Source organism: Brevibacterium rongguiense, assembly GCF_009857845.1.
GTDB classification, from domain to species: Bacteria; Actinomycetota; Actinomycetes; order Actinomycetales; family Brevibacteriaceae; genus Brevibacterium; species Brevibacterium rongguiense.
The window spans coordinates 1-19,423 of sequence record NZ_WWEQ01000058.1; the positions used below are offsets into that span (position 1 = coordinate 1).

At 74.8% G+C, this 19,423-nt stretch carries 20 protein-coding genes; 1 reads left to right on the forward strand and 19 read right to left on the reverse strand.

Going from position 1 to position 19,423, the window contains the following annotated elements; translation table 11 throughout:
• The 15 genes from lgt to GSY69_RS11305 form a co-directional block, all read right to left on the reverse strand.
• On the reverse strand, nucleotides 1-994 hold a 994-nt coding region (gene lgt, locus GSY69_RS11235; RefSeq protein ID WP_328698857.1), incomplete at its 3' end, for a prolipoprotein diacylglyceryl transferase.
• A complete protein-coding gene (gene trpA, locus GSY69_RS11240) occupies nucleotides 991-1,776 on the reverse strand; it encodes a tryptophan synthase subunit alpha (RefSeq protein ID WP_160953940.1) in 786 nt (261 codons plus the stop codon). The genes trpA and lgt, both read right to left, overlap by 4 nt.
• Nucleotides 1,773-2,990, reverse strand: a complete 1,218-nt coding sequence (gene trpB / locus GSY69_RS11245; RefSeq protein WP_160953941.1) for a tryptophan synthase subunit beta — start codon at nucleotides 2,988-2,990, stop codon at nucleotides 1,773-1,775. Before trpB ends, trpA begins: the two co-directional genes overlap by 4 nt.
• The gene (locus tag GSY69_RS11250) at nucleotides 2,947-3,783 is read right to left on the reverse strand and encodes an indole-3-glycerol phosphate synthase TrpC (RefSeq protein WP_160953942.1); all 837 of its coding nucleotides are present in this window, start codon (nucleotides 3,781-3,783) and stop codon (nucleotides 2,947-2,949) included. Before GSY69_RS11250 ends, trpB begins: the two co-directional genes overlap by 44 nt.
• Nucleotides 3,780-4,064, reverse strand: a complete 285-nt coding sequence (locus GSY69_RS11255) for an HGxxPAAW family protein (RefSeq protein WP_160953943.1) — start codon at nucleotides 4,062-4,064, stop codon at nucleotides 3,780-3,782. The genes GSY69_RS11250 and GSY69_RS11255 overlap by 4 nt, the downstream gene beginning before the upstream one ends.
• 107 nt (nucleotides 4,065-4,171) lie before the next feature.
• The gene (locus GSY69_RS11260) at nucleotides 4,172-4,699 is read right to left on the reverse strand and encodes a Trp biosynthesis-associated membrane protein (RefSeq protein WP_160953944.1); all 528 of its coding nucleotides are present in this window, start codon (nucleotides 4,697-4,699) and stop codon (nucleotides 4,172-4,174) included.
• The gene (locus GSY69_RS11265) at nucleotides 4,696-6,252 is read right to left on the reverse strand and encodes a chorismate-binding protein (RefSeq protein WP_160953945.1); all 1,557 of its coding nucleotides are present in this window, start codon (nucleotides 6,250-6,252) and stop codon (nucleotides 4,696-4,698) included. The genes GSY69_RS11260 and GSY69_RS11265 overlap by 4 nt, the downstream gene beginning before the upstream one ends.
• Nucleotides 6,249-6,761 (reverse strand): phosphoribosyl-AMP cyclohydrolase, encoded by a 513-nt coding sequence (gene hisI, locus GSY69_RS11270; RefSeq protein WP_407925025.1) that lies wholly within the window; start codon nucleotides 6,759-6,761, stop codon nucleotides 6,249-6,251. The genes GSY69_RS11265 and hisI overlap by 4 nt, the downstream gene beginning before the upstream one ends.
• Nucleotides 6,758-7,531 (reverse strand): imidazole glycerol phosphate synthase subunit HisF, encoded by a 774-nt coding sequence (hisF, locus tag GSY69_RS11275; protein ID WP_160953946.1) that lies wholly within the window; start codon nucleotides 7,529-7,531, stop codon nucleotides 6,758-6,760. The genes hisI and hisF overlap by 4 nt, the downstream gene beginning before the upstream one ends.
• 13 nt (nucleotides 7,532-7,544) lie before the next feature.
• A complete protein-coding gene (locus tag GSY69_RS11280; protein WP_160953947.1) occupies nucleotides 7,545-9,050 on the reverse strand; it encodes a carboxyl transferase domain-containing protein in 1,506 nt (501 codons plus the stop codon).
• Nucleotide 9,051: 1 nt separating this feature from the next.
• A complete protein-coding gene (locus tag GSY69_RS11285; RefSeq protein ID WP_160953948.1) occupies nucleotides 9,052-10,281 on the reverse strand; it encodes a CaiB/BaiF CoA transferase family protein in 1,230 nt (409 codons plus the stop codon).
• Entirely contained in the window at nucleotides 10,271-10,741 is a 471-nt protein-coding gene (locus GSY69_RS11290) for a PH domain-containing protein (protein ID WP_160953949.1), read from the reverse strand. The genes GSY69_RS11285 and GSY69_RS11290 overlap by 11 nt, the downstream gene beginning before the upstream one ends.
• Nucleotides 10,722-11,579, reverse strand: a complete 858-nt coding sequence (gene hisG / locus GSY69_RS11295; protein ID WP_160953950.1) for an ATP phosphoribosyltransferase — start codon at nucleotides 11,577-11,579, stop codon at nucleotides 10,722-10,724. The genes GSY69_RS11290 and hisG overlap by 20 nt, the downstream gene beginning before the upstream one ends.
• Nucleotides 11,580-11,636: 57 nt before the next feature.
• On the reverse strand, nucleotides 11,637-11,900 hold the full coding sequence (locus tag GSY69_RS11300) for a phosphoribosyl-ATP diphosphatase (RefSeq protein WP_160953951.1): 264 nt from the start codon (nucleotides 11,898-11,900) through the stop codon (nucleotides 11,637-11,639).
• Between the two features lie 42 nt (nucleotides 11,901-11,942).
• Nucleotides 11,943-12,617 carry a nicotinamide mononucleotide transporter family protein gene (locus tag GSY69_RS11305; RefSeq protein WP_160953952.1) on the reverse strand — a complete coding sequence of 225 codons (675 nt, stop codon included), beginning with the start codon at nucleotides 12,615-12,617 and terminating at the stop codon, nucleotides 11,943-11,945.
• Nucleotides 12,618-14,513: 1,896 nt separating this feature from the next.
• Between GSY69_RS11305 and GSY69_RS11310 the strand changes: the two genes are divergently transcribed.
• Nucleotides 14,514-15,695 carry a DUF4878 domain-containing protein gene (locus tag GSY69_RS11310; RefSeq protein WP_160953953.1) on the forward strand — a complete coding sequence of 394 codons (1,182 nt, stop codon included), beginning with the start codon at nucleotides 14,514-14,516 and terminating at the stop codon, nucleotides 15,693-15,695.
• Nucleotides 15,696-15,850: 155 nt separating this feature from the next.
• Here the strand turns inward: GSY69_RS11310 and rpe are convergent, their stop codons facing one another.
• From rpe to GSY69_RS14710, 4 genes are all read right to left on the reverse strand, one after another.
• On the reverse strand, nucleotides 15,851-16,513 hold the full coding sequence (gene rpe, locus GSY69_RS11315) for a ribulose-phosphate 3-epimerase (protein WP_160953954.1): 663 nt from the start codon (nucleotides 16,511-16,513) through the stop codon (nucleotides 15,851-15,853).
• Complete coding sequence (locus GSY69_RS11320) at nucleotides 16,510-18,159, reverse strand: RsmB/NOP family class I SAM-dependent RNA methyltransferase (protein WP_160953955.1); 1,650 nt, start codon at nucleotides 18,157-18,159, stop codon at nucleotides 16,510-16,512. Before GSY69_RS11320 ends, rpe begins: the two co-directional genes overlap by 4 nt.
• Nucleotides 18,152-19,111 carry a methionyl-tRNA formyltransferase gene (locus GSY69_RS11325; RefSeq protein WP_160953956.1) on the reverse strand — a complete coding sequence of 320 codons (960 nt, stop codon included), beginning with the start codon at nucleotides 19,109-19,111 and terminating at the stop codon, nucleotides 18,152-18,154. The genes GSY69_RS11320 and GSY69_RS11325 overlap by 8 nt, the downstream gene beginning before the upstream one ends.
• 60 nt (nucleotides 19,112-19,171) lie before the next feature.
• Nucleotides 19,172-19,423, reverse strand: a 252-nt coding sequence (locus GSY69_RS14710) for a hypothetical protein (protein ID WP_235936505.1), incomplete at its 5' end; no start/stop codon positions are given.

Consider the following 19,423-nt stretch of genomic DNA (forward strand, 5'->3'; position numbering starts at 1 on the left):
GCCGCCGTGGGCCGGGAGGCGCCGCGGGGGCAGGCACGGCCGGCGGCGCGGCCCCGCGCACGTAGGGCGGCGCCTGCTCGCCGGTGGCCTCGAGGAGGCGCTCCGCGGCGGCGTCGTAGGCGAGCCGCTCACGGGTGTGGACGTGGGGCTCCGGGCGCTCGTGGCGCATCCGGGAGACAGCGAAGAGCACCGCGCCGAGCGCGAAGACGAGGATCGAGGTCCACACGTTGAGCCGCAGGCCCAGGATGTGCTCGGCGTCGTCGATGCGCAGCGCCTCGATCCAGACCCTGCCGAGCGTGTAGAGGCAGATATAGGAGAAGAACACCTGGCCGTGGCCCATCCGCAGGCGCCGGCCGGCCCAGATGAGCACGAAGAAGACGCCGAGGTTCCACAGCGATTCGTAGAGGAACGTCGGCTGGAAGAGGGTGCCGGCCGGCAGGGCGGGGTCCGGCCAGTTGGGATTGGGGCGCCCGGCGAGCACCTTGTCGATGTGCAGGCCCCACGGCAGTGTGGTGGGGGCCCCGAACAGCTCCTGGTTGAACCAGTTGCCCCACCGGCCGCACGCCTGGGCGAGGATGAGGCCCGGGGCGGCGGCATCGAGGAAGGCGCCGAAGCGCACGCCGTGGCGCCGCGCGGCCCACCAGGCGGCGAGCACGCCGAGGGCGACGGCGCCCCAGATGCCCAGGCCGCCGTTCCAGATGTAGAGGGCAGCCACGGGGTTGCCGCCGCGGCCGAAGTACGGCTCCGGCGTGGAGAGCACGTGGTAGAGCCGGCCGCCGATGATGCCGGCCGGGATCGCCCAGACGGCGATGCTCCACAGGTCGTCCGAGGTCCCGCCGCGCGCGGTCCAGCGGCGGTTCGTCACCCACAGGGCGAGCAGGATGCCCGCGAGGATGCACAGCGCGTACGCGTGGATCGTCAGCGGCCCCAGGCTGAATCCGCTCCAGGTGGGCGATGGGATGCCGGCCGCGTGCAGCTGCGCGGGCGCGCTCACGCCCCCACTCCGGCGGCCAGGTCGGCCGTGAGCGCGGCGACGCCGTCGACGCCATCGGCCGACAGCGCGCGCACGAGGGCCGAGCCCACGATGACGCCATCGGCGAACTGCGCGACCTGGGCGGCCTGCGCGCCGTTCGAGACGCCCAGGCCGACGCAGACGCGCTCCGCGCCGGCGCCGCGCACCCGGTCGACGAGCTCGCGGGCGTGGTCGTCGACGCTCGCGCGGGCTCCGGTGACGCCCATCGTCGAGGCGGCGTAGACGAAGCCGCGGGAGGCGCTGGCGATGCGGTCGAGCCGCTCGGGCGTGGACGAGGGGGCCGCGAGGAAGATCCGGTCGAGGCCGTGCTCGTCGGAGGCGGCCAGCCAGTGCGCCGCCTCGTCCGGGATGAGGTCGGGGGTGATGATGCCGGCCCCGCCTGCGGCGGCGAGGTCGCGGGCGAAGTCGTCGACGCCGTACTGCAGCACGAGGTTCCAGTAGCTCATGATGACGGGAGTGCCGCCGGCGGCGGCGACGGCCTCGACGGCCCGCAGCGCATCGCGCGTGCGCACCCCGCCGTCCAGGGCGGTCTCGACGGCGCGCTGGATGACGGGGCCGTCCATGCCGGGGTCCGAGTAGGGCAGGCCGACCTCGACGATGTCGCAGCCGGCGGCCACCATCGCCTCCATGGCGGCGAGCGAGCCCGGCACGTCGGGGAAGCCCACGGGCAGATAGCCGATGAGGGCGGCCGAGCGCCCGGCGGCGGCAGCGGCGTCGAGGGCGGCGGCGGTGCTGGCGGTCATTCCTGGGTCGCTCCTTCGTCGATGTAGTCGAACCACTTCGCGGCGGTCGTCATGTCCTTGTCCCCGCGCCCGGAGAGGTTGACGAGCACGATGCCGTCCTCCCCCAGCTCCTGCCCCACTCGCATGGCGCCGGCCAGCGCATGGGACGACTCGATCGCGGGGATGATCCCCTCGGTGCGGGAGAGCAGGCGCATCGCCTCCATCGCCTCGGCGTCGCCGACCGGCTCGTAGACCGCCCTGCGGGTATCGTGGAGGTGGGAGTGCTCGGGGCCCACGGAGGGGTAGTCGAGGCCGGCGGAGATCGAGTGCGAGGGGCGGGTCTGGCCGTCCTCGTCCTGGAGGATGTAGGTGGCCGAGCCGTGGAGCACGCCGGGGCGGCCGCCCGAGAACCGCGCCGCGTGGCGCCCGGACTCGACGCCCTCTCCCCCGGCCTCGAAGCCGCGCAGGCTCACCGACTCATCGCCGAGGAACGCCGCGAAGATGCCCATGGCGTTCGAGCCGCCGCCCACGCACGCGCACACGGCGTCCGGCAGCCGGCCGGTGCGGGCGAGGACCTGCTCGCGGGCCTCGTCGCCGATGACGCGCTGGAAGCTGCGCACCATGGCGGGGAACGGATGCGGGCCGGCGACCGTGCCGATGACGTAGTGGGTGTCGTCCACTCGCGCCACCCAGTCGCGCATCGCCTCGTTCATCGCGTCCTTGAGGGTGCGCGTGCCGGTGGTGACCGGCACGACGGTCGCCCCGAGCAGGCGCATGCGGGCCACATTGAGCGCCTGGCGCTGGGTGTCCTCCGCGCCCATGTACACGGTGCACTCGAAGCCGAAGAGCGCAGCGGCGGTGGCGGTGGCCACGCCGTGCTGGCCGGCGCCGGTCTCCGCGATGAGCCGCGTCTTGCCCATCCGGCGGGCGAGCAGCGCCTGCCCGATCGCGTTGTTGACCTTGTGCGAGCCGGTGTGGTTGAGGTCCTCCCTCTTGAGGAAGACGCGGGCGCCGCCGCAGTGCTGGGCGAAGCGGGTCGCCTCCGTCAGCAGGCTCGGGCGGTTGATGTAGTCGGCCTGGAGCCCGGAGAGCTCGCGGGCGAACTCCTCGTCGACGAGGGACTTGCGCCACGTCTCGTCGATCTCGTCGAGCGCGGGGACGAGCGCCTCGGGGATGAAGCGGCCCCCGAACTCACCGAAGTACGGTCCGGTCTCCTCGGTCGTCAGGTGCGTCATGGCTTCCTTCGCTTCGGGCGGCGCGGCCGGCCGCGGTGAATTCTTCGACGGCCCGGGCGGGCTCGCCGCTGCGCACGAGCGCCTCGCCCACGAGCGCCAGCCGGGCGCCGGCGCGGGCGTAGCCGGCGACGTCCGCCGCGCGGGCGACACCGGACTCGGCGACGAGCGGTGCGCCCGGCGGGCAGAGCGCCGCGAGCGGGCCGAACCGCGCGGGGTCGACGCTGAGGTCCTTGAGATTGCGGGTGTTGATGCCCATGAGGTCCGGCGCGATCGCCAGCGCGCGCTCCACCTCCGCGGGGGTGTGCGCCTCGGCGAGCACGGCCATGCCGAGGTCACGGGCCAGCGCCGCGAACGCCGCGAGCTGGGCGTCGTCGAGCGCTGCGGCGATGAGGAGAACGAGGTCCGCGCCGTGGGCGCGCGCCTCGTAGAACTGGTACTCCTCGACCATGAAGTCCTTGCGCAGGACGGGGATGTCCACGGCGGCCCGGACGGCGTCGAGGTCGGCCAGGGTGCCGGAGAACCGGCGGGCCTCCGTGAGGACGCTGATCGCCGCGGCCCCGCCGGCCGCGTAGGCCGCGGCCTGAGCGGCGGGGTCGGCGATCTCCGCGAGCGCGCCGGCCGACGGCGAGGCGCGCTTGACCTCGCAGATGAGGCCGAAGTCCTCGGGGGCCGGGGCCGCCAGGGCCGCTGGCGCCTGCGCCGCCGCGCGCCGGACCTCGGCCAGCGGGCGCGCGCGGCGCCGCTCGGCCAGATCCGCGCGCACGCCCTCGACGATCGAGGCGAGGACGGTCACCGCGGCGGCAGGTGATTGTGGTGCGGCTTGGCCCCGAGCCCGCAGGCGTTGAGGATGAGGAACGCGATGGGTCCGAGCACGACGATGCCGGCGCCCACGAAGAACATGGGCCACGAGAACAACACATTGCCGATCGTGCCGATGATCACGCCGAGGAACACGAGGCCGGACCCGGTCCAGCCGGCAATCGAATGGCCGTGGCCGGGATCCTGGATCGCCTCGTAGTCGATCGTGGACTTGTCGAGGTCGGGGGCGCCGTTGCGGGCGACGAGTGCGGACATTTCGCTCCTTTACTTGCTGTGGCCCCATTGTCGCACGGCCGCGGGGGCGCCGGTCACGCGGCTCGCCGCCGCCGCGGGGTGCGCGGGCGGCCGCCGGAGGCGCCGCCTCAGCTGGGGTCCTCGCCCCGGGTGAGCGCGTCCCAGGCGGTGGTGGGGTCATCGGCGGGGTCCTCCCGCACGGGCCCCTGCTCCGCGGGGCGGTCGTAGCGGTTCGAGCGCTGCCACGCACCGCTGGCGATGCCCGCGGCGGCTCCGCCTGCGGCGGTGAGCGCGCCCACCGCGAGCGCCGCCCACGGCCAGGCGGTGGGCGTGCCCGCCGGGGCCGCGAGGCCCTGGACCGCCGCGGCCGCGCAGCCCAGCCCCGCCAACGCGACGATGGCGCTGACCGCCCACCGGCCCACGCGGCCGAGCATGGCGAGCAGCAGCGCGCCGACCGCCGCGATCGCCGCGCAGGCGGTGGCCAGCGGATTGCCCTCGCCGCGCTCCCCGCCCGTGCCCGCGACGCCGGGGACCGCCGAGGCCGCGGCGTCGACGTGGACCCACTGGCGGGAGGCGATGAGCCACATGATGCCCGCCAGCACGAGCAGGGCCATGACGCAGCGGCCGCGCGTGAGGCCCGCGAGCCGCGCCCTCATGCCCGCTCCTGCCCGGATTCGGCGCCGGCGGCATCCCGCGCGGGCGCCGCCGCGCGCAGGGTGGCCGCGGCGGCCGCGGCGCGCAGCACGGCGGCGGCCTTGTGCTGCGACTCGGCGTACTCGGAGTGCGGATCGGAATCGGCGACGATGCCGCCCCCGGCATAGACGCTGAGGACGCCCGGGCGCATGACGCCGGTGCGGATCGCGATCGCCATGTCGAGGTCCCCGCTGAACGACAGGTAGCCCACGACGCCGCCGTAGAGGCCGCGGGCCACCGGCTCGAGCTCGTCGATGATCTGCAGCGCCATGGGCTTGGGCGCGCCGGACAGGGTACCGGCCGGGAAGGTCGCGCGCAGCACGTCGACGCCGGTGCACCCGGGCGCGAGCGTCCCGGTGACGGTGGAGACGAGGTGCATGATGTGGCTGAAGCGCTCGATCTCCATGAACTCGACGACGTCGACGGTGCCCGGCTCGCAGACCTTGGCGAGGTCGTTGCGCGCCAAATCGACGAGCATGAGGTGCTCGGCGCGCTCCTTCGCATCGGCCGCGAGCTCGCGCGCGAGCGCGGCGTCCTCCTCCTCGCCCGCGCCGCGCGGCCGGGAGCCCGCGATGGGGTGGGCGATGACGGTGCCGCGGTCGACCGTGACGAGCGCCTCGGGCGAGGAGCCCACTACCGCCAGGGGGGCGCCGTCGGAGGTCGGGACGTCGAAGAGGTACATGTACGGGCTCGGGTTGAGCCTGCGGAGCATCCGGTAGACGTCGAGCGGCCGCGCGTCCGCGGCCGCGTCGAAGCGCTGGCCGAGCACCACCTGGAAGATGTCTCCGTCGACGATCCGGCGCTGCGCCTCGGCGACGGCGGCGAGGTAGTCGCCCGGCTCGGTGCGGGTCTTGACCTCGGGGTCGGGGAAGTCCGCGACCTCGAGCACGGGCGCCAGCGGGGCGCGCAGGTCTTCCAGCAGCGTGCCGATGCGGGCGCGCGCGTCGGCGTAGGCGGCCTCGAGGCCGGTGGGGCGCCCGTCGGCGTTGATCGCGTTCGCGACGAGCGTGAGCTCCGAGGTCTGGTGGTCGACGATGACGACATCGCCGGGCACGGAGAGGCTGAGCTCGGGCAGCTCGCCCTCCGGCAGCGGGCCCTGGCCGAGTCGCTCGAAGCGGCGCACGACGTCCCAGCCGAGGTAGCCCACGAGCGAGGAGATCATGGGCGGCAGCTCGGGGTGGCGCGGGGCCGCGAGCAGCTCGAGCAGCGCGGAGACCCCCGCGATGGGATCCGCGATGCCCTCGGTGCCCGCGATCGGGGTGCCCAGCCACACGGCGCGGCCGTCGGCGTCCGCCGTGAGGGTGGCGATCGGATCGCGGCCGATGAAGCTGTAGCGGTTCCAGGTGCCCTGGTGGGCCGATTCGAGGAGGAAGCCCCCCGGGCGGCCCTGTGCGATCCGGCGGTAGACGCCCAGGGGCGTCTCGCCGTCGGCGAGCACGCGGGTGTGCACGGGGATGAGGCGCGTGCCGGCGGCCGCGGTCGCGGCGAAGGCCTCGAAGTCGGGGCTGATGGTCATGCGGGCTCCTCGGGGGCGGCGGGTTCGGCGGCGGCTTCCGGCGCGGCATCGTCAGAGGCGGCGGCGTGAGAGGCGGGCGCCCTGTCGGCGCTGGGCGCCTCGTCGGCGTCGGGCGGGGCCAGCGGCAGCTCCCGGCCAGTGAAGCAGGTGGCGGTGCCGGTGTGGCACGCGGGCCCCGTCTGGGCGACGGAGAGGAGGACGGTGTCGGCGTCGCAGTCGATGCGCACGGCCTCGACGCGCTGGGTGTGCCCCGAGGTCTCCCCCTTCACCCAGTACTCGCCGCGCGAGCGCGACCAGTAGGTCGCCCGGCGGGTGCGCAGCGTGCGCGCCAGCGCCTCGGCGTCCATCCAGGCGAGCATGAGCACTTCGCCGGTGCGCGCCTCCTGGACGACCGCGGGCAGCAGCCCGCCGACGCCGAACGCGAGCATGCCGGACAGCTCCTCGGCCGTGGGCGCGCCCCCGCCTGTCAGGAGGGCCGCCGAGGCGTCACCGGCCTCGGTGGCGCTCACCGGACCTCGATGCCGGCGGCGCGCAGCGCGGCCTTGACGTCGGCGACCGTGAAGTCGCCGAAGTGGAAGACGCTCGCGGCCAGCAGCGCATCGGCGCCGGCGCGCACGGCGGGCAGGAAGTGCTCGACCGCGCCGGCCCCGCCGGAGGCGATGAGCGGCAGGTCCATGACGGCGCGGGCCGCGGCGATGAGCTCGAGGTCGAAGCCCGCCTTCGTGCCGTCGGCGTCCATGCTGTTGAGCAGCACCTCGCCGGCGCCCAGATCGCGGGCGCGGACCAGCCATTCGAGCGCGTCGAGGCCCGTGCCGCGCCGCCCGCCGTGGGTGGTGACCTCGAAGCCCGAGGCGGTGGCCGGGTCTCCCGCCGGCACGCGGCGGACGTCGGCGGAGAGCACGAGGACCTGGCTGCCGTAGCGCTGGGCGATCTCGCCGATGAGCGCGGGGCGGGCGATGGCCGCGGTGTTGACGCCCACCTTGTCCGCCCCGGCGCGCAGCAGCGCGTCGACGTCGGCGCAGCTGCGCACCCCGCCGCCCACGGTCAGGGGGATGAAGACCTCCTCCGCGGAGCGGGCGACGATGTCGAACGTGGGGGCGCGGTTCCCGCTCGAGGCGGTGATGTCGAGGAACGTGAGCTCGTCGGCCCCGGCGGCGCCGTAGGCGCGCGCGAGTTCGACGGGATCGCCGGCATCGCGCAGCCCGGTGAAGTTCACCCCCTTGACGACGCGGCCCTCGGCCACATCGAGGCACGGGATGACCCGCACTGCCAGCGTCATGGAGTCCCCCGTCTCACAGGCCCAGCCTGCGGTAGCGCTCGATGCGCGCGTGCCAGCGGCGCGAGCCCGGCTGGCGCATGAGGTCGATGATCTCGTGCTCGAGCGTGGCGCCCACGCGCCGCGCGAACTCCTCCGGCTCGGCGGACGCGTCCGGGCGCTCGGCGATGATGCGGTCGACGACGCCGTTGGCCAGGAGCTTCTCCGCGTGGACCTCCTGCTGCTGGGCCATCTGCGGGGCGTGGTCGACATCGCGGTAGACGATCGCCGAGGCGCCCTCGGGCGGCAGCGGGGAGAGCCAGCCGTTGGCGGCGGTGAGCACGCGGTCGGCGGGGATCATCGCGAGCGCGCCGCCGCCGCTGCCCTCGCCCATGATGAGCGAGACGGTCGGCGCCTCGAGCGTGACGAGGTCGCCGAGCGAACGGGCGATCTCGCCGGCGAGCCCGCCCTCCTCCGCGGCCTTCGACAGGGCGGCGCCGGGGGTGTCGATGACCGTGACGAGCGGCAGGTTGAGCTCGCGGGCCAGGCGCATCCCGCGGCGGGCCTCGCGCAGCGCGGCGGGGCCCATGGGCTCGTGCGAGCGCTGCCGGTAGCGGTCCTGGCCGAGCACGATGCACGGCGCTGTGCCGAACGTCGCGAGCGCGAGGATGAGGCCGCGGTCCTTCTCGCCCTCGCCGGTGCCGTTGAGCGGCAACACCTTCGTGGCCCCGTAGCGCAGCAGCTCGCGCACGCCCGGGCGCTTGGGCTGGCGCGAGGCGGTGATGACCTCCCACGCATCCGTGCCCCGGGGCTCCGGGTCCGGCCGCGTGGCCGGGTCCGGCACGGGGGCGGGCACCTCGCGGGCGCCCATGAGGATGTCGAGGGCCTTCGAGACGACGTGCGGGATCCGCTCGGGCCCGATGACCGCGTCGATGATGCCCTGCCGCTGGAGGTTCTCTGCCGTCTGCACGTTCTCCGGGAACGGCCGGTCGTAGAGCTGCTCGTAGACCCGCGGCCCGAGGAAGCCGATGAGGGCGCCGGGCTCCGCGACGGTGAAGTGGCCGAGCGAGCCCCACGACGCGAACACCCCGCCGGTGGTGGGGTGGCGCAGGTAGACGAGGAAGGGCAGTCCCGCATCGCGGTGGGCCTTGACGGCCGCGGTGATCTTCACCATCGACAGGAACGCGACGGTGCCCTCCTGCATCCGGGTGCCGCCGGAGGCGGGACCCGCCAGCAGCGGCAGGCCCTCCGCGGTCGCCCGCTCGACGGCGCGCACGAGGCGCTCGGCCGCGGCGACGCCGATCGAGCCGGCGAGGAACTTGAACTCGCAGGCGACGACCGCGACGCGACGGCCGTGGATGAGGCCCTCTCCCGTGATGACGGCCTCGTCGACGCCGGACTTCTCGCGGGCGGCCGCGAGGTCCGCGGCGTAGGACTCGGAGATCCCGGCGCCGGGCACGATCGGCTCCTCGTCCCAGCTGACGAACGTGGAGTCGTCGACGACCATGTCGATGAGGCCGCGGGAGTCCAGGCGCTGCGCCATCTCAGGCCTCCAGCCAGGCGCGGACCGTGTCCGCGTCCGCGTTGAGCAGGGGCGGGGCCGAGTGCTCGGTGAGGGTCGTCTCGACCTCGCCGTCGGCGCCCACGTCGAAGAAGCGCAGCGGCGGCCCGGGCAGGTCGATCGCGCCGAGCACGGGGTGGTCGACGGTGATCTTGAGCCCCTGCGAGGCCACCTGCTCGGAGGCGTAGACCTCCTGAAGGTTCGCGACGACGCCCGAGGGGATGCCGGCCTCGGCGAGCTTGGCGATGAGCTCATCGGCCGTGTAGGCGGAGAACGCGTCCTCCACGGCGCGGGTGACGGCCGCCCGGTTGGCCACGCGGGCGGCGTTGTCGGCCATGCCCTCGGCGGCCGGGTCCAGGCCGAACGCGGCGCACAGCTTCTGCCACAGCCGCTCATTGCCCACGGAGATCTGGACGGCGCCGCCGCGGCAGGCGAAGAGCCCGTACGGGCTGATCGACGGGTGGTGGTTGCCGCCGGGGGCGGGCGTCTCCCCCGCGACGGTCGCCCGGGTGCCCTGGAAGGCGTGGATGCCGATCATCCCGGCCAGCAGCGAGGTGCGCACGACCTTGCCGCGGCCGGTGCGCTCGCGCTCGAGCAGGGCCGCGAGCACGCCGAGGACCCCGTGGATGCCGCCGAGCAGGTCCGCGATCGGCACGCCCACGCGCTGCATGTCATCCGGCCCGGAGCCGGTCAGCGACATGAGCCCGCCCTCCCCCTGGGCGATCTGGTCGTAGCCGGCGCGCTGGGCGTCCGGGCCGTCGTGGCCGAAGCCCGTGATCGAGAGGATGACGAGGCGGGGGTTGAGCTCGAGGCAGCGCTGGGTGGAGAACCCCAGGCGGTCGAGCACGCCGCCGCGGAAGTTCTCGACGAGCACATCGGCGCGGGCGATGAGGGCCTCGAGGGTCTCGCGGCCGTCCGGGGACTTGAGGTCGAGGGCGATCGACTCCTTGTTGCGGTTGCAGGAGAGGAAGTAGGTGGCCTGGCGGTCGTCCTCGGGCCCCACGAACGGCGGGCCCCAGGACCGGGTGTCGTCCCCGGCGGCGGGGTTCTCCACCTTGATGACGCGCGCCCCCAGGTCTCCGAAGATCTGCCCGGCGTGCGGGCCGGCGAGTGCGCGGGAGAGGTCGACGACCGTGTAGCCGGCCAGCGGCCCGGCTGCCGGCGCGGCGGCGGCGCCCTCCGGGCTGGTGGGTGCGGCGGTGTCAGATGCCATCGTCGGGCCTTTCTGCAGGGCGGGAGTATTCGTCTGCGAGTCTACGCAATCGCGTGCAGGCGGCTGCGGCGCGTGGACCGTCGGCGGCCTGCACCGCCTGGACGTGGAGCGTCTGCCCATCGCTGAGGTCGAGCGAGGCGTACTGCTCGCCCATGCGCGGATTGAAGGACACGCCCACGATCTGCGCCCACTCGATGCGGTGGGTGCGCACGAGGTTGCGCACGACCAGCCGCTCGGGCCGGACGATGGCGCGCACGGAGCCCAGCCGCCACAGCACGCCGGCGATGGCGAGACCCAGGAGGTTCATCCAGATGGCGTCGTAGAGGTGCCACGTCTCCCAGTGGAGCTGAGACAGCCCGAAGGACAGCAGCGCGAACGACGCCACGATGACGGGAGCGAGGATCCGGGTGATGAGGCGCGTCCAGCGCGGCCGGATGACCTCAGATGCGGCAGGCGCCAATGTTCGTCACCAGGATCGCGCGGGCGCCGGCCGCGTAGAGGCGGTCCATCGCCTCGTGCACGGCCTTGGCCTCCACCATGGAGCGCACCGCGAACCACTCGGGGTCCTGGAGCGGGGAGACGGTGGGGCTCTCGAGGCCCGGCGTGACCGCCGAGGCCGCCTCGAGGGCGCTTTCGTGGACGTCGTAGTCGATGAGCACGTAGTTGCGGGCGACCATGACGGAGTCGAGCCGGCGGATGAGGATGTCCGCCGCGGCGGCGGTCTCGCGGCTGGGCTGGGCCGCGGCCGGGGCGATGAGCACGCCCTCGGACTCGAGGAGCGCCTCGCCGAACGTCTCGAGGCCCGCGGCGCGCAGCGTCGATCCCGTCTCGACGACGTCGGCGATGGCATCGGCTACGCCCAGCTGGATGGAGACCTCCACCGCGCCGTCGAGCTTGACGGTGGCGGCGCTCAGGCCGCGGGCGGCGAGGTCTGCCCGCACGAGGGTCGGATAGGAGGTCGCGATCGTGGCGCCGTCGAGTTCGGCCGGGTCGGTGAAGCGGCCGGCCGGGCCCGCGTAGTGGAAGCTCGAGCGGCCGAAGCCCAGCGGCAGCACCTCGACGGCCTCCGATTCGGATTCGAGCAGCAGGTCGCGGCCCGTGATGCCGAGGTCGAGGATGCCGCGGCCGATGTAGACGGCGATGTCGCGGGGGCGCAGGAAGAAGAACTCGACCCCGTTGGCCGTGTCCTGGTGGACGAGCGACTTCGCCGAGGTGCGCAGCGCGTAGCCGGCCTCGCGCAGCATCGTGGTCGCGGCTTCGGACAGGGAGCCCTTGTTGGGCACGGCAACGCGGAGCATGGCGGGGGCCTCCTTGGCGGGGCGGCGAATGGATCGGGCGGCGGCGGGCCGCGCGGCTCAGAGCCAGCGGTAGACGTCGTCGAGCGTGAGCCCGCGGGCGAGGAGGATGACCTGCAGGTGGTAGAGGGCCTGGGAGACCTCACCGGCGAGCTCGTCGTCTGACTCGTACTCGGCGGCCATCCACACCTCGGCGGCCTCCTCGACGACCTTCTTGCCGATGGCGTGGACCCCGGCGTCGAGTTCGGCGACGGTCTTCGAACCATCGGGGCGCGTGCGCGCCTTGTGCTCAAGTTCAGCGAACAGCTCGTCGAAGGTCTTCACCCGATCAGGGTAGTACACGGCGCTGCAGCGCCCGGCCCCGGCTCAGGCGCCCGGCGGGTCCTCCCGCCCGTCGAGCGTGGCCGCGCCCGAGGTGGGGCTCGCGATCGTCTGGCGGGAGCGCCGGGCCCAGTCGACCATGCCGACGATGACCATGACGAGGAAGACGAAGTAGACGGCGCCGGAGAAGACGAGGCCGCCCATGACCGCGAGCGGGATGCCGACGAGGTCGACGGCCAGCCAGACGAACCAGAATTCGACGATGGCGCGGCCCTGGGCGTACATGGCCACGAGCGAGCCGATGAAGATGTAGGCGTCCGGGTAGGGGTTCCACGACCAGCCGCCCACGGCGAGGACATAGCCGAACCCGAGGGTGCCGAGCACCAGCGCGGCGATGAGCCCGATCCGCTCGGGCCAGGTGGCCCAGCGGACGCGGATCTCGCCCTTCTCCTGCTGCGAGCGCCGCCACGTCGTCCAGCCCCAGATCGCCGCGGCGATGATGACGACCTGCCGGGAGGCGTTGCCGCCCAGGTGGGCGGAGACGCTCGCGCTGAAGAGGAGCACGGACCCGAGGATCTGCACGGGCCAGGACCAGATGAGCCGGCGCAGGGCCAGGTAGACGGTTGCCAGCGCGCAGATGTTGCCGAGGAAGTCCGACCAGGGCACGGGCTTGCCGAGCAGCTCGAAGACCGGGGTGTTGAGCCAGGTGAAGAATTCCAACGCGCTGCCTTCTCCGCGCCGCGACGGCGGGTGTTCGGGGGCCTGTGGGGCGGGACTCCATGCTAGCGCCCCGCGGCGGTGGGGCACCCCGGTCTGGACCGGGGCCCGTTGCACAGCGCGCGCTGCGCGCACCTCGCGCCCGGCGGGCCGGTCCTCGGCTGCCGGGGCCGGCCGCCCGCATGCGGGAATGCGGGCTCCGCGGGCCCGCAGTTCGTGATACTACGGAAAGCACAACGTGAGGAGCCCCACATGTCGAACCCGCAGGAGCCCAGCGAGACCGGTGAGGCCGGCCCCGAATCAGCAGCCGACCCGAACCAGCGGACGAGTGCGCGGGCGGCGCACCCGGAGGAACCGCACGGTGGCACCGCCGCCGAGGGCGGATCACCGGGGGGCCCCGCGAGCTCGACGGCTGCGCCGACCGGCGCCGATGATGCGGAGCGCCCGGCCACCGCGGACGACCCCCGCGCCCCTGGCAGCGCGGGCGCTGCCGAGGGGGACGACGCGACGGAAGGCACGCGAGGGGCCAACACCTCGGACGGCACTGTCACCGCGGACGGCAACAGCACCTCGGACGGCACCGTCATCTCGGGTGGCACTGCCACCCCAGCTGACACCGGCAGCGCCGAGCACACCGACCCAGCCGATCACACTGCGGCCTCCGCTCAGCCTGCTGCCTCGCATGACGACCGCGCCTCGCATGACGCAGACACCTCCGAGTGCACTGGCACCTCCGAGCAAGCAGGCACCTCCGACCACACGGGCGCCGCCGCTGCGCCTACCGCCGGCGACACTGGCGCCCCGGATCGCGCAGGCGCCTCCCGCAGGGAGGAATCCGGAGCGGGTGAGCCCCACACGGAGGCAGCGGACGAGGCGAGCGCTGACGCCGCCGCCGATGCCGAGACTCGTGGAGATACCGCGGGCGATGCCGGGGAAAACGACGATGCCGGGGCTGATGACAGGGCTCGCGCAGGCACCGCGGGCACCGCGGAGGCCGCAGGCACCGGGGAAGGCGACGGGGCCCGCGGCGATGGCGGTGCGCGCGGCGATGGCGGTGCCGGGGGCACTCGCACCGCGGACCCGTCCGTTCGTTCAGAGCCCGCCGACGGGAAGCCTCAGGCGCACGGCCCCGACGGCGCCCCGCGCCCCTCCGGTGCCGTCGATGAGCCCACCGCCGCCTTCGAGCCGCTCGGCTCGTCACCGGGCGGGGCGCACGAGGAGGAGCCGACCGCGGCATTCCCACCGGTGCGCGGGGAGTCCCCGGCCCCGGACTTCTCGCCCTTCGGTGCGACCGGTGCCGCCGCCCCTCCCCCGGGTGCGGATATCGACCGGCAGGGCTCCGCGCCCACCGGCTCGCCGGCGTTCGGGTCACCGACCGCAGGGACGCCGGCCTCCGGGCCTCCGGTCTCCGGGACGCCGGCCTCCGGGCCTCCTGCCTCCGGGCCTCCGGTCTCCGGGGCTCCGGGCGGACGGCCGCAGCCGGGTGGGAATCCCCGGCCCGGAGCGCACGGGCCGGCCGGCCCCGAACCGCACCCGCGGGAACCCGGTTCGCAGTTCCCCGGTGCGCAGGCGACCGGACCACAGGGGGCCAATCCGCGATTCCCCGGTTCACAGGGCCCCGGCGCACAGCGGACCGGTGAGCCGGGTGCCGGCGCGCAGCTCTCGGCCTCGCAGTTCGGCGCTTCCCAGCCCCCCGGTTCCCAGCCCTCCGGTTCCCAGCCCTCCGGTTCGCAGTTCCCGGGGGCTCAGTTCCCCGGTTCGCAGTTCCCGAGTTCACAGGGGCGCGGCCAGCCCGGCGGTGCCGCTGCTGCACCCGGCGCGCCCCAGGGACAGCAGACCGGTGCGCCGCAGGGCCAGCATTCCGGCGCGCCCGGTTCCGGCCGGCCAGGCGGGGTACCGATGTACGCCGCCGGAGCGGCCGGGCACGGCGCCGCCGCGGGCCCACCGCCCGGCGGCGGCACCGGTCAGTCCTGGGGCGCTCCGGACGGGGCGGGCCAGGCGGCGCCGCGGCCCAAGCGGCGCCGCACGCGCACGCCCATAGCGAGCCTCGCGGTGCTCGTGCTGCTCATCGCGGGCGGCGCCCTCGCCGTGGGAGTCGCCAACGCGACCGCGCACTCACCGCAGCGCGCGGTGGAGGCCTACCTCGACGCGCTGCGCGGCGGCGATGTGGACCGGGCGAACGAGCTCGCCGATCCCCGGGCGAACTCGAGTGAGCGCAGCGCGCTGACGAAGGAGGTCTACGACCGGGCCGAGCACAGGATCACGGGCTACCGCGTCGTCGACGCGCACAGCTCGGGCAGCAGTGCGACGGTGCGGGTGGAGATCACCCAGGACGAGAAGACGTCGACCGTCGAGCTCGGGGCACACCGGGTGGCCAACAGCGCGCTCGTGCTCCACAACTGGGAACTCGACGAGCCCCTGACCTCCACCGTGCATGTGGTGGTGCCCACGGGCGTGTCGAAGGTCACGGTCAACGGGGTGGGGGTGAGCCCCGAGTTCAAGCCGGACGAGGGGGATGCCGAGCGGATCGCAGCCGATCTTGTGGTGCTCCCCGGCCGCTATGCGGTCGAGGTGCCGCCCAAGTCGAAGTTCCTGGGCTACGGCTCCGCTCAGACGTTCGACTACGCCCCCGGTGCGGATGCCGAGGACCAGGGCGCCGGCGCCGAGGACGGCGGGAATGCCGCGCTGACGTTCAGCGACAACTTCTCCCAGGCGCTCATCGCGGATGCGGACAACGAGATCCAGAAGCACGTGGACCTGTGCATCAAGCGCAAGGCGTTCGCGGCGCCGCGGTGCCCGAACCAGTCGCTCATGGCCTCCGACGGCAGCTCGTCCTACCGCGACCCCCACTGGACGCTCACGAGCCGGCCCACGCTCGAGGAGCCGGAATACGAGGGCGACGGGGTCGGGACGATCTCCTCCAAGACGCCGGGCAAGGCCACGCTGCAGTACCAGTACGACTCGTTCGGCACCTGGGAGACGAAGAAGGAGGAGGTGGACATCGCGTTCACCGTGCGGGTCACCGTGGACGGGCCGGAGAAGTTCCACTTCGACTGGCTGGCGCGCGGCGCGGCCGGCTGAGCTCGCCCCGGCGACGTCGCAGCCCCGGGCCGGTTCAGCGCGGTGCCCGTTCGACCCGGCGCCGACTGGCGCTGCTCCGGTGGGCGGTCATCGGCTCGGCAGGGCCGGCAGCGGGCGCGGCGACCGGCCGAGACGGCCGGCAGCAGGCGCGGCCGTCAGTGGGCGTGCGCGGCGGCGCGCTCCCGGAGTGCGCCGATGGCGGCCGCCGGGCTCTCGGCGCCGTAGACCGCCGAGCCGGCCACGAGCGAATTCGCCCCGGCGTCGACCGCGCGGTCGATCGTCTGCAGCGAGATGCCGCCGTCCACCTGCAGGAGGATGTCGAGGCCCGAGGCGCTGATCGCCTGCCGGGCGCGGCGGATCTTGGGCAGGCAGACGTCCAGGAAGGACTGACCGCCGAAGCCCGGCTCGACGGTCATGATGAGCACCTGGTCAAGCTCCCCGAGCATGTCGAGGTAGGGCTCGACGGGGGTCGCCGGCTTGAGCGCGATCGAGGCCTTCGCCCCGAGCCGGCGCAGCTCCCGGGCCAGGCGCACGGGCGCCTTCGCCGCCTCGGCGTGGAAGGTGACCGACTCGCAGCCCAGCTCGGCGTAGACCGGGGCGTTGGCGTCCGCGTCGTCGATCATGAGGTGGGCGTCGATGGGCACCGGGGACACGGCCCGGATCCGCTCGACGACCGGGGGCCCGAACGTGAGGTTCGGCACGAAGTGGTTGTCCATGACGTCCACGTGGGCCATGTCGGCGTCGGCGATGAGCGCGAGCTGGCCGCGCAGGTCGGCGAAGTCGCAGGACAGGATGCTCGGGTTGATGCGGATGCTCATGGGGCCTCCTGGGCGTCGGGTGCGGCTGCGGGCTTGCGCAGCAGGGTGAGGAACATGCCGTCCGTGCCGTGCACGTGCGGCCACAGCTGGGCGGCGCGCCCCTGGGCCCGGGTGCCGTCGGCGGCGCGGGCGCCCTGCTCGGGGGTGCCCACGGAGCCCGAGGCGAAGCTCGCGGCGGGCTCGCCGGTCACCTCGGCCAGCACCTCGGGCGCGTCGAGGACCTCGACGTCGGCCCCCCGCTTCCTCGCGAAGTCGCCCACGACCAGCAGGGTCTCGGCCAGGTGCGGCGAGCACGTGGTGTAGGCGAGGACTCCCCCGGGCGCGACGGCGTCGAACCCGGCCGCGAGGAGGTCGCGCTGGATGGGACCGAGCCCGCCGAGGTCGGCGGCGCTGCGCCGCCAGCGGGCCTCGGGCCGGCGGCGCAGGGCGCCCAGGCCGGAGCAGGGGACGTCGACGAGCACCCGGGCGTACTCACCGGGGTGCGCGGCGCCGAATTCGCGGGCATCGGCGGTGTCCACGCGGACCCGGTCCGCGAACGCGCGGGTGGAGTCGCGCACGAGGTCCGCCCGGTGCTCGGAGCTGTCGAGCGCCTCGACCGCGCGGTCGTCGCGCTGCGCGGCGGCTGCGAGGATGGCGGTCTTGCCGCCCGGGCCGGCGCACATGTCGAGCCACGCGGACCCGGGTCTGTCGGCGGGGGCGGCGGCGCCCAGGAGGGCCAGGGCGACGAGCTGCGAGCCCTCGTCCTGGACGCGGGCGCGGCCCTGCGCCACCTCGGGAACGGCGGCAGGGCTGCCGCCGGAGAGCGCGACGCCGATCGGCGAGAGCGGGGTGGGCTCGCCCACGGCCCGGGCCAGCGCGTCGCGGTCCACGGCGCCCGGCAGTGCGGTCAGGCACACCGCGGCCGGGGTGTTGTCGGCGGCGAGCAGGTCGCCCAGCTCCTCAGGATCGCGCCCGTGGGCGCTGAGCGCCTGGCGCAGCGCGCGGGCGATCCACTGGGGGTGCGAGGCGGTGAGCGCCAGGGCGTCGCGCTCGTCGAGGCCCTCGGTGACGAGCGCGGCCCACTCCGCGCGGTCGCGCTCGCCGATCCGGCGCAGCACCGCGTTGACGAAGCCCGCCGCGCGGGAGCTCGCCGAGGCGCGGATGACGCCGACGGTCTCCTTCACTGCGGCGTGGGGGGCGATCCGTGTGCTGAGCAGCTGGTGGGCGCCCATCCGCATGGCGGCGAGGACGGGCAGGTCGATCGACTCGGCCGGGCGGTCCGCGGCCACGGAGATGATCGCGTCGTAGAAGCCCTGGGCGCGCAGCGTGCCGTAGGTCAGCTCGGTGGTCATGCCCGCGTCCGGGCCCTGCATGTGCGCGCGGGCGATGCGGCCGGGCAGCACGAGGTTGGCGTAGGCGTCGCGCTCGGCGACATCGCAGAGGACCTCCCAGGCCACCTGGCGCGGCAGGTTGGGCCGGGGGGCGCGGGGGGCCGATTCGCGGCCCTCGGCGCGGCGCTCGCCGCGGCTGCCGCTCCGCTCACCGCGGTCGCGGGGCCGGCGATCGCCGCGACCGCTGCCATCGCGCGGCGCACCGCGCCCGCGGTGGGGGCGCCCGGCATCGTCTGGCCCGCCGTGGGCGCCGCGGTGGCGATTCGGTTCACTCATGGGCGGTCCTGTCCTCCGGTACGTCTGCGGGCACCGCGTCGAAGCGCGCGCCGGGGCGGCCCCGGAGGAACGCCTGCGCGGACATCATCGGCTTGCCGAACGGCTGGATCGATTCGAGCGTGAGGATTCCCGCTCCGGTGCCGGCGCACACGGTGCCGTCGACGTCGATGAGCTCCCCGGGCTCGAGGTCGGGCCCACCGGGCGCGTCCGGCAGCTCCGCCACGCCGCGCACCTTCGTGCGCTGTCCGTCCAGCAGCGCCCAGGGGCCCGGTGCGGGCGAGGTGCCGCGCGCAAGCGCGGCGAGGCGCGCGGCGGGGCGGGAGAAGTCGAGCCGCGCCTCGGCGGGCTCGATCTTGGGCGCCGGGGTGCCCGCGGACGGCTGGGGCGCGTAGCGGGCGGTTCCGGCGGCCACCGCGTCGAGCGCCTCGACGAGGAGGGGGGCGCCCTGCCGGGCGTAGTCCGCGAGGACGTCGCCGGCAGGCAGCGGCGGCAGCGGCAGCTGCCGCTGGGCGACGATGTCGCCGGTGTCCATGCCCTCGTCCAGCCGGAAGACGGTGAGTCCGGAGACGGTGCGGCCGTCGATGAGCGCCCGCTGGACGGGGGCGGCGCCGCGGTAGTCGGGCAGCAGGGAGAAGTGCAGGTTGAACCAGCCCAGGCGCGCGGCGGACAGGGCGCGCGGGCCCGCGAGCGCGCCGTAGGCGACCACGGCCGCGGCGTCGACCCGGAGGGCCTCGATCTCGGCGAGGATCTCACCGCGCAGCCGCGCGGCCTCGAGCACCGGGAGGCCCAGCTCGCGCGCGGCCGCCTTGACGGGACTGGGGGTCAGCGTGCGCCTGCGGCCCACGGGGGCATCGGGGCGGGTGAGCACGGCGGCGATCTCGTGGCCCGAGGCGCTCAGGGCGCGCAGCGACGGCACGGCCGGCTCGGGGGTTCCCGCGAAGAGGATTCTCACCCGCACAGTCTACGGGCCGCCCCGTTCCGGCGGTTACCCGCCCGCCCCGCCGCGGCGGGCTCAGAGCGCGTCGGGGTCGTCCATCCGCACGCTCACGAGGGGATCGCCACGCATCGATGCCGCCGCCACTTCTGCGGCGAGGAGGAAGGTGAGGGCCGGGCCCGCCCCGATCCGGCACCCGAGCACGACGGTCACCTCGCCCCCGCCCGCGACCCGGCCCGGGCGCCGGTGCGCGGCCCGCTGCTCGAACCGCCCGCCTTCATCCGGTGGGTCGGCCAGTGCGCCCCGGGCGGGCCCGGCGCCCGGGGCGGC

What these genes read in the sequence shown, in the direction of transcription:
- trpA (WP_160953940.1), bottom strand. Translation starts at nt 1,776, where the DNA reads ATGACCGCCAGCACCGCCGCCGCCCTCGACGCCGCTGCCGCCGCCGGG.
- trpB (WP_160953941.1), bottom strand. Translation starts at nt 2,990, where the DNA reads ATGACGCACCTGACGACCGAGGAGACCGGACCGTACTTCGGTGAGTTC.
- GSY69_RS11255 (WP_160953943.1), bottom strand. Translation starts at nt 4,064, where the DNA reads ATGTCCGCACTCGTCGCCCGCAACGGCGCCCCCGACCTCGACAAGTCC.
- GSY69_RS11260 (WP_160953944.1), bottom strand. Translation starts at nt 4,699, where the DNA reads ATGAGGGCGCGGCTCGCGGGCCTCACGCGCGGCCGCTGCGTCATGGCC.
- GSY69_RS11265 (WP_160953945.1), bottom strand. Translation starts at nt 6,252, where the DNA reads ATGACCATCAGCCCCGACTTCGAGGCCTTCGCCGCGACCGCGGCCGCC.
- hisF (WP_160953946.1), bottom strand. Translation starts at nt 7,531, where the DNA reads ATGACGCTGGCAGTGCGGGTCATCCCGTGCCTCGATGTGGCCGAGGGC.
- GSY69_RS11280 (WP_160953947.1), bottom strand. Translation starts at nt 9,050, where the DNA reads ATGGCGCAGCGCCTGGACTCCCGCGGCCTCATCGACATGGTCGTCGAC.
- GSY69_RS11285 (WP_160953948.1), bottom strand. Translation starts at nt 10,281, where the DNA reads ATGGCATCTGACACCGCCGCACCCACCAGCCCGGAGGGCGCCGCCGCC.
- hisG (WP_160953950.1), bottom strand. Translation starts at nt 11,579, where the DNA reads ATGCTCCGCGTTGCCGTGCCCAACAAGGGCTCCCTGTCCGAAGCCGCG.
- GSY69_RS11310 (WP_160953953.1), top strand. Translation starts at nt 14,514, where the DNA reads ATGTACGCCGCCGGAGCGGCCGGGCACGGCGCCGCCGCGGGCCCACCG.
- rpe (WP_160953954.1), bottom strand. Translation starts at nt 16,513, where the DNA reads ATGAGCATCCGCATCAACCCGAGCATCCTGTCCTGCGACTTCGCCGAC.
- GSY69_RS11320 (WP_160953955.1), bottom strand. Translation starts at nt 18,159, where the DNA reads ATGAGTGAACCGAATCGCCACCGCGGCGCCCACGGCGGGCCAGACGAT.